The following is a 1,308-nucleotide window of genomic DNA, read 5'->3' on the forward strand; positions in this document are numbered from 1 at the left end:
GCTTCGGGCGGACCGCGCCGCTGGGCCGCGCGCTCGATGCGGTGGGCGTGCAGCTTGCCTTTCACTGGACGGGTGCTGTGCTGGCGGCCATCGTCATGGGCTTTCCGCTGACGGTGCGCGCCATGCGCCTTGCGATCGAGGCTGTGGACCCGCGGCTCGAGGCCGCGGCGGCCACGCTGGGGGCCCCGGGCTGGGCCGTTTTCGGCCGGGTGACCCTGCCGCTCATCGCGCCGGGGATCCTTGCAGGGGCGGTCATGGGTTTTGCCAAGGCGATGGGAGAGTTCGGCGCCACGATCACCTTTGTCGCCAACATTCCCGGCCAGACACAGACCCTGCCCAGCGCCATCTGGACCGCGCTTCAGATACCCGGCGGCGAAGGGGCCGCATTGGGCATGGTGGCGCTGGCCGTCGCCGTCGCCGTCGGCGCCGTCGCCCTGTCGGAGGCGCTGGCCCGGCGCGTGGCCCGCCGGATTTCCGGCATATGACGCTGGCCGTCACCCTGCGCCATGGATTCGGCGGTTTCGATCTCGACCTTGACTTCGAAGCCGGGCCGGGGATCACCGCGCTCTTCGGGCGGTCGGGGGCCGGCAAGACCACCGTCATCAACGCGGTCGCGGGGCTGTTGCGGCCCGCCCGGGGCCGCGTGGTGGTGGACGGCGAAACCATGCTGGACACCGAACGCGGCATCTGGGTGCCGCCGCACCGGCGCGGGCTGGGCTATGTCTTTCAGGACGCGCGGCTCTTTCCGCATATGGATGTGCGGCAGAACCTGTCCTTCGGGGGGCGCTATGCCGCGCGCGGGCGCGCAGGCCCCGGGCTGGAGGAGGTCGCGGCCCTTCTGGGTCTGGAACGGCTGCTGGAGCGCAGGCCCGCCGCGCTGTCGGGCGGGGAACGCCAGCGGGTGGCGCTGGGGCGGGCGCTGCTCTGCCGCCCGCGGATGCTGCTGATGGACGAGCCGCTCGCCAGTCTCGACGAGGGGCGCAAGCAGGACATCCTGCCCTATCTCGAACGGCTGCGGGACGGGCCGCTGCGGCTGCCGATCCTCTATGTCAGCCACGCGCTGGACGAGGTCGCGCGGCTTGCCGATACGCTGGTGCTGTTGCAGGACGGGCGGGTGCGCGCACGCGGGCCGATGTTCGACGTGATGGCCGACCCGGCGGCGGTGCCGCTGCTGGGCGTGCGCGAAGCGGGCGCGGTGCTGGAGGCGGACGTGCTGTCACACGCGCCCGACGGGCTGTCGCGCCTCAGGATCGACGCGGGCGTTCTGGAACTGCCGGGCGTGCAGGCCGAGGTGGGCGCGCGCGTGCG

2 protein-coding genes are annotated in these 1,308 nt (G+C 72.9%); both read left to right on the forward strand.

Annotated elements, in window-relative coordinates:
- A partial coding sequence (locus tag A3728_RS13655; protein ID WP_067924731.1) for an ABC transporter permease subunit occupies nucleotides 1–485 on the forward strand: 485 nt, incomplete at its 5' end.
- Nucleotides 482–1,308: molybdenum ABC transporter ATP-binding protein (gene modC, locus A3728_RS13660; RefSeq protein WP_067924734.1), on the forward strand; the 827-nt coding region annotated here is incomplete at its 3' end. The genes A3728_RS13655 and modC, both read left to right, overlap by 4 nt.

Origin of the sequence: Sulfitobacter sp. HI0040 (assembly GCF_001634885.1) — a bacterium.
Lineage (GTDB): Bacteria > Pseudomonadota > Alphaproteobacteria > Rhodobacterales > Rhodobacteraceae > Sulfitobacter.